This window comes from Desulfatiglans sp., assembly GCA_012513605.1.
Taxonomy (GTDB): domain Bacteria; phylum Desulfobacterota; class DSM-4660; order Desulfatiglandales; family HGW-15; genus JAAZBV01.
In genome coordinates this window covers 1-9,016 of the sequence record JAAZBV010000030.1, presented here as the reverse complement: position 1 = coordinate 9,016, position 9,016 = coordinate 1, and the positions used below count along the sequence as shown (strand labels likewise).

Genomic DNA, 9,016 nt, shown 5'->3' with positions numbered 1-9,016 from the left:
TTTTTTCAAGCCGTTCTCCTCTGTATCTGGGATTAAATCTTTTAATATACTAATAATCCCTTGCCTCTACCAGAGTGGCTCAATTCTTAACGACCATTTTTGGCTCAATTTATCACGACCAGCTACACCTATACCAGGGACTATCTCGGTGGGGATATCTTCTGGAAGCATTTCCAGGTAATAGGTCAAACCAAACATCATAGGATCGCCCGACTGAAGGGCTGAAACGATTTTCCCCGCCCTGACAGCATTTGTTATTTTTTCAATAATCTCTCTTCGGGTTTTATCAACCTCTTTAACCTTTTTTTTCAGGTTTTCATCTGTTATCTTATCGGGATCAAGGCCATAATAACGTCTGGCAGAATTGGAGACCATCCATATTTCCTTATTCCCGATGAACTCCTTCCATGCCTCTTTGTCCTCTTCATCTTCCAGCATGATAATCTGACTCTGTTCAATTATCTTTGCCCCGCGAATTGTTAAAAGGTCTGGCACAGTGCCCATGCCGACAATGTAGAATTTTGCAGAACCTGCAAACACTGTCTGGACCGCAAAAGCTAACACTAAAAATAATCTAAAACCGATCAAGTATATTTTTGTTTTCATTTCGACCTCATCATCTAAAAGAGTATGTGACCCCCCCATACAGGCTCCTTCCTTCTCTGGGGAGCGCATAGCTTTCAAAGTAGTTTTTATCAAAAAGATTGTCTGCACCGGCATATATCTTCATTGATCCTGAAAAGAGCCTCTTTTCAACCCTGAGGTTTACAACTGAATAATCAGGAAGTCTGCCCTTTAGTGTGTAATCGCTGTTATAGTAGTACTGCTTTTCTATGTGTTCGATGCTGGTATAGGCTGAGATGTCGTATATAAAATTATAAACACATTCCAAAGCAAGCTTTCGTTCAGGATTATACTGGATCTGATTAACAAGTGTCTCTCTGGATTTATCCTTAGAGTCCATGTATGTGTAGGCAAGTCTCAGTTCCAGATCTTCGATGGAATTATTTCCGGCTGTTATCTCTACTCCCTGGAATTGATATTCATCATGGTTCTGGTTTACGCCATCATCATCCTTTGAGATGTAGTTCTCAACATCTCTTCTAAAACCGGTTATGGAAAAAACTGTATCAATCTTATCCATGATTTGTTCAAAACCGAGTTCATAATTCATTGACTTTTCAAAGTCCAGATTCGGATTCCCCTCATCTACACCGTATAGCTGCGTAACAGATGGGAACCTGATATTGTCTGCAATGGATCCCCTGATTCTGCTATTTTTTGTAAAATCATAGTTAAATCCGACAATAAAATTATCCGTGTTATCATCAGGATTATTTTCCTTTTTTAACCAGGAGTAACCGTATCCTGCTACAAATCCAAGGCTTTCCAGGGGTTGTATTTCATACTCGATTGCCACTGTGTGTGTCGTTATTTCATGGTTTTCATCAAAGGGGCTTTGGACGGCTGTACTTGAACCACCTCCACCTCCACCTCCGCCTCCGCTCCCGCCGCCAGAAGCTGATTCCATAATCCATCCAAGACTTTCAAACCTCTCTTTCTTTGTTCCAAGTGTGAGGGATAACTTTCCGGAATTATCAAACATGTACTGAGTCTGAAGATTTGCACCGCGGATTTCAGTGGTTTCATTAGCCCTGTAAGAGTTCCTTGATCTTTGTGTTGTATAGGTATCGTTGTCATACCCGTTTTTTATTTCTTCAAGATCATTCATATAGGCCCAGCCCCTGAGGCTTAAGTGGCCATTAATAAGGTAGCCTCCGGAAAGGCCCATGCTGAGTGCCTCATGGTCATCCACTCTTTCGTACTTTGGATTTTTACCAAAGGGATCATTTCTATCAAGGGTAATGGCAGGGATGCCATACTCTCCTTTAATATAATTTATGATCAGGCCTGCCTGGGTTTTATCATTCGGTGTTAAAGTCACATTACCAAAAAGGCTTCTTAGTTCTCTGTCGCTATTATTTCTTGTACCGCCATCTTCATAATCAGTTTGGATAAAGTCATCGGAAAGCCTATACCCATCGCTGCTAAAATCACTGGCGCTTACAAAATAATTTACCTTATCTGTCCCTCCGGAAATATTAGCTTTGGCAAGCATGTTATCCTTTTGCTGGTATTTTCCATCAATATCAAATTCTGTCTTTTTCGTTCCCTTTTTTGTGATAACGTTGATTACACCTCCAAGCCCTCCGGCGCCATAAAGGACTGAATCATTTCCATAGGAGATTTTTATTTTTGCTATATTCACTGTAGTAATCAGGCTGGGGTCGAACTGTCCGTCGCCTGCTGAATTGAATGGAATGCCATCAATAAGAAGAGTGATATGTCTTGGTCTCATTCCTCTCAGGTTCAACCTTGGGACACCCTGCCCGCCTGTTACAATATTTATACCAGGTAAAAGCTTTAATGCCTCATTAAGTGTTTCAGCTCCTGATGCCTCTATTTGATCAGAAGTGATTTCTCTTACTGTTCCAATTGTCTCTACCCCTTCTCCTTCCGCTGAAACGACTATTTCACCAAGTGTGTACACCTTCTGATCAGTAGTATTTTCAAATGCAACTGCCTGCATTGATATAAGTCCTGCTGCTAATAAAATACCTATAAAATAATTCTGTTTTTTCAATTTTTTTCCTTTTTATACTATTGCTTTCTTATATTATTTTCTTCTAAAGCCCTGTTTCTTAGAGGATAAAAAATGGGTATGCCGCTGAATTCATCTGCCTTGAATTTGCCCAGAAAATCCTGAACCTCTTTAGAGAGTAAAAAATCCTGTAATTTTTTTGCCCCTTCATAGTTTGCATGAGGGAAGGCCTTTGGATTGGCAAGCATAACTATGTATGGCCTCATCATATCAGGGTCATCCTCAACCATTATTTCCAGGCCACTGAACTCTCTTTTTTCAAATAGAACAGGTATCCTTCCAAAAAAGCTGTATGCCTTTTGTTCACTGAGGCAAATAAGTATTTCTTCAGTGCTCCTTCTCTTCTCTTTTATTACCCAGTCACCTTCCGGTGGGAATATCCCGGCCTTTTTCCACATTTTCTGGCTTATCTCACGCTTGCCAATCCCCCACATATCTAAATATTTTGATCTGGTCGCTGCAATTTTTTTTAAGGCCTCTGCCCCGCTCTTCATGCCTTTTATTCCTGCCGGGTCTTCAGCCGGGCCTATGATTACAGTATTATTATGAGTCCAAGGAACCATATTAATGCCATACCCATCTGCAACCAGGTCTGTTGTAATATCTCCCGAGTGCATTGTCAGCAGGTCGACCTCTCCCTGTTTAAAGGGCTTTTCTATGATGGCCCTTGGACCGGTAGCCACAACCTCAACCTTTATTCCGGTTTTCACCTCGAACATTTCAGAAACCTTCTGCCACATGCCTGTCATGGTCATGCCGCCTATTACAGCAGCCTTCACCACCTCTTCGGGATTTTTATTTTTATAAGCTACATTTACTGGATTATAAATAAAAAAATTGAAGAGATAGTATGTTTTGCTAGGCTAATGCACTTTAAATATTCATACTGTTCATGAAAAACTATCGGGAAAAATAAACAGAATACTTTAGCTTTTAACGAAAGTCGGATTATTGAAAAGCAGGCTGAAGGAAAAACCTGACAACCTACAGCTTGCTAACAGCTTCAGACTAATACTTACTTTCCGGTACCACCTTATCTATCAGCACTGTCTGCCCCTTTTCTATCCTGTAAAGATATTTGGGTATACATACCCCCTGGCCATCTACAATATCATAGGTGTATTTGAGCCCCTTAAACCCCTTTTTGTTATTTGCATAATCCCTTATCTTTATGCGCTCTTCCTTTAGTTTTGCGGGGTCACCTGTAATCCCCTGTGTCTCAATGGCTTCCTTAATCAGGTAGAGGAGTTCAGCATTGTAATGACACATGAATTTAAGAGGTTCACCGTTATGGGTCTCCATGTAGCGTTTAAGGTATTCGTCATACTTTGGGTTTTCACTGTATGTGGGGGATGTGCCGGTATAAAGCCCCTCATTAAATCCTTCGGACTGCTTCAGGAATACAGGCCCCATTGAATTTGCCCACAGCCAGATATGGTTTGGGTTAACATTGCGGTTGATCAGCTCCTTTACCACCTTTGCAGCGGTCTCTTCGGAACATGCAACATAAAATCCGGTGGCGCCTGTATTTATTGCCCGCACTGCAATACTGCTGTAGTCAAGCATGCCTGAAGGTGCCTCAATTGTATTGTATGTCTTGATCCCCATCTCATCGGCCTTAGCCTTATGCGCCTCCCAGGTAGTGGTTATAAATGTATAGGTGGGCTCAATAATGCCTGCAATTGATGTAACGGCAGGGACATGTTTTATCCACATGGGCATGGCATATGCCTTTTCCTCTTCAACAGTGCCGGAGGTGTTTAAAATCCAAGGTTTAAACTGTTTTAATATATCATCTGTGGCTGTGCCTGAGAATGCATATATCCCTTCCCGAAAGGCAAGAGGCATGGCTGCCTTGCATTCATCGCCATTCATCGGACCTAATAAGCAGAGGGCCTTTGCATCAATTATCTGTGCCATGCATGATGCTGCCTTTGGCGGGTCCATGGCTGTATCATAGAATTCTACCCTTAAAGGCTTTCCTGCAATGCCGCCAGCGCTGTTGATCTCATCAACGACCTGGTTTGTTAACCATTTATGCTGGGCCGCGTCACCCGCAATGGGGCCGGAGAGAAAAATAAGAAAAGGTATTTTCCATTCACTTGCAGGGCCGCTCTTTTCAGGTTCATTCGTGCCGCATGAGGTTAATATAAAAAGGCTCATAAAAGCAGAAGCAAATAATAACATAAGGTTGTTTTTTCGTAATCTCATTCATTACCCCCTTGTAAATCTCTTTATTGTTTTTCTGTCTATTATACCGCCGGGCCGCACCAGCAGCATGAGAATTAATAACACACCATATATGATAATGGAAAGCCCTGTAAGGTTTTTCGGTAGAAACTGGCTGATACCCCATAAAAAGGGGGCTGAGATGATTACCCCCCACATGGTATGCATACCGCCCAGCACCACTATTGTTATGGCATACATCATCAGATTCATGTTAAAGGCCGCCGGGAAGACCCCCTGCATTGTGTAGGCATAAAGCACCCCTGCAATGGCGCCTATGGCTGAGCTAATAATTTGAAACTGAACACTGAGACTGTTTGTGTTAATACCGAGTGTCTCTGCCACATCCCTGTCAAAATGTATAGCATCCATTGCCCTTCCGATATGAGAATAGTTCAGATGAAAAACCACATATCCTATTAATATCAGCAGGCCATAGGTTATCATCAGCGTAATGTGTTGCGGGATAAAGGGCATGCCGAAGAGTCCATAGCGTGCGCCAAGCACATCTGTATTTTTTACAATGGTCTGTATGATGAAGAGCAATGCTATGCTGGCAATAACCATTGGAAAGGGCCCTAGTTTAGCGAGCCTGAAGGCGGGTATCAGGGCTATCAATGCGCTTAATATGACAGCGCCAATTAGTATAAGCCAAACAGGCCATCCAAAGTTGATTGATGTGTATGCGGCAAAATATGCCCCAATACACATTGAATAAAGTGAGCCGAAGTAGGGCTGGTTTATCCGGAACATCAGGTAGACTGCCCAGCCTATCATGATGTATATGGCGGAGAACTCAAAAAAATAAAATTGAAACAGGGTCACTCTTTTTACCTCTAATGCTGTGAGCCGAATAGGCCCTCGGGTTTAAACAAAAGCACCACCAGTATTACTGAAAAGGCAAATGCCTTTGTCCAGTCTGGCGGAAGATAGCCCATTACCAGACCTTCGACAATCCCCATAAAAACTGCGCAGATCAATCCGCCCTTTAGGTTTCCTATGCCCGCAAGAAAGAGTATGGCAAGACACATAAGGGTTATATTATCACCCAGTTCCGCTGATGCTGAGCCAAGGGATACAGCCATGAGGATTGCCACAACACCTGCCAGAAGCCCGCCAAGGGCAAAGCTTACAAGCATGGTTTTTGGTATTGAAATCCCCATCATTGCTGCTGTTTCTGTATCCTGCGCAACTGCCCTTAATATCCTTCCCTGTTTGCTGTGATAGAGGACTCTGAAAAATACAAACAGGAGTATTATCCCTGCAATAAGCGAAATGATCCTGCCCATACCGATGCTGGCAAGCCCGAACTTTATTGCTGAATCAGACATCTGGATTGTCTTTGAGAATGCTATGGGTAACCCCGCATTAAGCCAGTGTGACATGATTTCAACACTGATGAGCGCAATGCCTATTGATATGACAAGTGACTCCAGGTGCGCCCGTTTTTTTATAAATGGTAAAAAGAGCGGTGTTAGTACTGCGTTGAGGATCACCCCTGTTACAACGGTACCCCCTGCTGCAAGCCAGATGTTGTTTGTCGCCTCAAGTATGAGCCAGCCAGCATACATGGAAAGTACCAAGAGGTGACTGTAGCTGAAATTAAGCACGCCTGTAACAAGGATTAACAAATTAAACCCTATGGTTACTATCCCATAAAGGATGCCAAGCTGTATGCCTGATAATATATAGCTAATAAATGCGGCCATTTTCCTTATTCAACATTCGATCCGCCGTCGTTAAAACTATGGCGGGACAGGTGTTGGAGGTTCGATGTTCAACGTTATTTTTTTTATCCACCCAGATACGCCTCCTGCACAACCGGGTTATCCATGAGTTCTTTACCTGTACCATGCAGAATTACACTCCCTGTCCGGAACACATATGCACGGTCTGCATGCTGCAATGTCTTTCTGGCGTTCTGTTCGCTTAAAAGTATTGTATAGCCATCATTCTTTAAATCCATTATCAGCCTGAACAACTCTTCAACAACCTTTGGGGCAAGGCCGAGTGACGGCTCATCAAGCATAAGGAGCTTAGGCGATGACATCAATGCCCTTCCTATGGCAACAAGCTGTCTCTGCCCGCCGGAGAGTGTGCCTGCCTGCTGGGTCTCCCGCTCCTTTAACAGCGGGAACCTTTTATATATCATTTCTATTCGTTCATTCACATTACCTTTATAATGGACTGCCCCCAGTTGAAGATTTTCCTTAATAGTCATAAAGGGAAATACACCACCGCCCTCTGGCACATATGCAATGCCTGATGCGACTATTTCAGGGGTTGAGGTACGGGTGATATCCCTATCATTAAATATTATGCTGCCGCTTTTAACCGGCCTGATACCAAGAATGGATTTCATGAGGCTCGATTTCCCTGCGCCGTTTGCCCCAATAAGTCCGACAATCTCATTGTGGCGTATCTCCATTGAAATATCCCTGATCGCGCATATGGGCCCGTAAAACGAGGATATCCCATTTATGGTCAGGATGCTATTCTGTCCCAAGATATGCCTCCAGCACTTTTTGATTATCCTTAAGGGCCTCAGGATCGCCTTCAAAAATCATCTCCCCAAAGTCCAGCACAGAGACCCGGTCAGAGTTTTCCATTACAAGCTTCATATCGTGGCTTATGAGTATGATGGTAACACCTGTATCCCTTATCTGTCTGATAATATTTCCGACCATGCGGCTTTCATCAAACCCCATGCCTGCTGTAGGTTCATCAAGTATTAAGAGCTTTGGTGAAGCTGCCATGGAACGGGCGATCTGTATGAGCTGGCATTCCATCCATGAAAGGTCGCTACCTGCCTTTTTAATTGACCCGGTCATGCCCACAAGGTCAAGAAGGAGTTTCGCCTTTTCCCTTATCTCATCTTCTTCTCCCTTTCTTAAAAAACCGGGGAGGAGCATGGTCTTTAACATGCCTGACTTTATGCCTGCATGGCAGCCTGTCATGACATTTTCGAGGCAGTTCAGACCTGGAAGCACCTGTGCCTTCTGGAATGTGCGGGATATGCCCCTTTCAGCAATGATGTGGGGTTCGAGAATACTTATTACCTGATCAAAAAAATGTATTTCTCCAGTTTTTTCTCTGATCAGCCCTGATACTGCATTTGTGAATGTGGTTTTACCCGCGCCATTTGGCCCTATAAGGCCGTGGATCTCACCCTCTCTGACAGTTACATCAACATTATTAAGGGCAATAAGCCCTCCAAAATGTACGCTCAGCCCTTTGGTAGAAAGAATAATAGGTTTATCACTTGCAGTCACTGTCATAAAAAGCGGGAAGTAGATCCTGCCTCCTTGTGTATTTTCCTGATTTACTTCATGTGCACACTGATTAGATATAAAAACCGATCTGAATGCAGGAGACAGGAAGCCTTTTCGGGAAAGGAGTTTATGGATTTATGGCAGGGGTGTCAACAAGTAATAGTTATTAAGGATAATAACCTTATTGTCTACTTATGGTAATCCACTATTTAAACAAGTTGAACAACATGGTCCAATCTGGTACGCTTTACTCATAATCATACGGGTTTAGGAGTGTATTATGATAATCAATATTTCTGAGGCAAAGGTAAAGTTGTTGAAACTGGTGGAGATGGCATGCAATGGTGAGGAGGTTATTATCGCAAAAAATAATATTTCGCTTGTTAAAGTGGTGCCATATAATCCTATATCCAAACGGAAACTGGGCCTGCTTAAAGGTCAAATAAAAATACCTGATGATTTTCTGGAAGAAAATGCAGATGTTAATGAAATGTTTTATGGAGAACAACCCATTTGATCAGATGAATATTGCCCAGAAAATGATTAATTGCAGTGGTTTTCGTAGGGTCATGTTTCATACCCGACCGTATTTGGTGGTTAATAGACCTTGAGATGGTCGAGTATAAACCCCGACCCTACAAAAAAATGAAATGATATTCTTCCTCCGTGAGTTCAGTGCCCTCCGTGGTTAGCTATAAAGATTTACTCCATACGCCATCGAATTACAGAAGGGTCTCCCGAAGGCGGATAAATATGCCCAGTTGAACAATTGTAGAGACAAGGCATGCCTTGTCTCTACGAATTATAATTTTAAGCCTTAAGTGCTAACAGCGCCCTTTTAACAAGGGTTTTT

Annotated in this window: 9 protein-coding genes; 1 reads left to right on the top strand and 8 read right to left on the bottom strand. The window is 42.8% G+C overall.

Annotated elements, in window-relative coordinates; translation table 11 throughout:
- Positions 1-66: 66 nt before the first annotated feature.
- From GX654_03620 to GX654_03585, 8 genes are all read right to left on the bottom strand, one after another.
- On the bottom strand, positions 67-606 hold the full coding sequence (locus GX654_03620; GenBank protein NLD35936.1) for a hypothetical protein: 540 nt from the start codon (positions 604-606) through the stop codon (positions 67-69).
- A gap of 10 nt (positions 607-616) precedes the next feature.
- A complete protein-coding gene (locus GX654_03615; protein ID NLD35935.1) occupies positions 617-2,644 on the bottom strand; it encodes a TonB-dependent receptor in 2,028 nt (675 codons plus the stop codon).
- Positions 2,645-2,661: 17 nt separating this feature from the next.
- Positions 2,662-3,441 carry a solute-binding protein gene (locus GX654_03610; GenBank protein NLD35934.1) on the bottom strand — a complete coding sequence of 260 codons (780 nt, stop codon included), beginning with the start codon at positions 3,439-3,441 and terminating at the stop codon, positions 2,662-2,664.
- A 229-nt stretch (positions 3,442-3,670) separates the two neighbouring features.
- Positions 3,671-4,873 (bottom strand): amino acid ABC transporter substrate-binding protein, encoded by a 1,203-nt coding sequence (locus GX654_03605; protein ID NLD35933.1) that lies wholly within the window; start codon positions 4,871-4,873, stop codon positions 3,671-3,673.
- A 3-nt stretch (positions 4,874-4,876) separates the two neighbouring features.
- Entirely contained in the window at positions 4,877-5,716 is an 840-nt protein-coding gene (locus GX654_03600; GenBank protein ID NLD35932.1) for a branched-chain amino acid ABC transporter permease, read from the bottom strand.
- 11 nt (positions 5,717-5,727) lie between these two features.
- Positions 5,728-6,600: a branched-chain amino acid ABC transporter permease gene (locus tag GX654_03595; GenBank protein ID NLD35931.1), complete on the bottom strand. Its 873-nt coding sequence runs from the start codon at positions 6,598-6,600 to the stop codon at positions 5,728-5,730.
- 83 nt (positions 6,601-6,683) lie between these two features.
- Positions 6,684-7,319, bottom strand: coding sequence for an ABC transporter ATP-binding protein (locus tag GX654_03590; protein ID NLD35930.1), 636 nt, complete (start codon positions 7,317-7,319; stop codon positions 6,684-6,686).
- 64 nt (positions 7,320-7,383) lie between these two features.
- The gene (locus GX654_03585; GenBank protein NLD35929.1) at positions 7,384-8,169 is read right to left on the bottom strand and encodes an ABC transporter ATP-binding protein; all 786 of its coding nucleotides are present in this window, start codon (positions 8,167-8,169) and stop codon (positions 7,384-7,386) included.
- A 274-nt stretch (positions 8,170-8,443) separates the two neighbouring features.
- On the opposite strand from GX654_03585, the gene GX654_03580 reads away from it, so the two are divergent.
- The gene (locus GX654_03580; GenBank protein NLD35928.1) at positions 8,444-8,680 is read left to right on the top strand and encodes a type II toxin-antitoxin system Phd/YefM family antitoxin; all 237 of its coding nucleotides are present in this window, start codon (positions 8,444-8,446) and stop codon (positions 8,678-8,680) included.
- Positions 8,681-9,016: the final 336 nt, after the last annotated feature.

What these genes read in the sequence shown, in the direction of transcription:
- GX654_03580 (NLD35928.1), top strand. Translation starts at nt 8,444, where the DNA reads ATGATAATCAATATTTCTGAGGCAAAGGTAAAGTTGTTGAAACTGGTG.
- GX654_03590 (NLD35930.1), bottom strand. Translation starts at nt 7,319, where the DNA reads ATGGAGATACGCCACAATGAGATTGTCGGACTTATTGGGGCAAACGGC.
- GX654_03595 (NLD35931.1), bottom strand. Translation starts at nt 6,600, where the DNA reads ATGGCCGCATTTATTAGCTATATATTATCAGGCATACAGCTTGGCATC.
- GX654_03585 (NLD35929.1), bottom strand. Translation starts at nt 8,169, where the DNA reads ATGACAGTGACTGCAAGTGATAAACCTATTATTCTTTCTACCAAAGGG.
- GX654_03605 (NLD35933.1), bottom strand. Translation starts at nt 4,873, where the DNA reads ATGAGATTACGAAAAAACAACCTTATGTTATTATTTGCTTCTGCTTTT.
- GX654_03620 (NLD35936.1), bottom strand. Translation starts at nt 606, where the DNA reads ATGAAAACAAAAATATACTTGATCGGTTTTAGATTATTTTTAGTGTTA.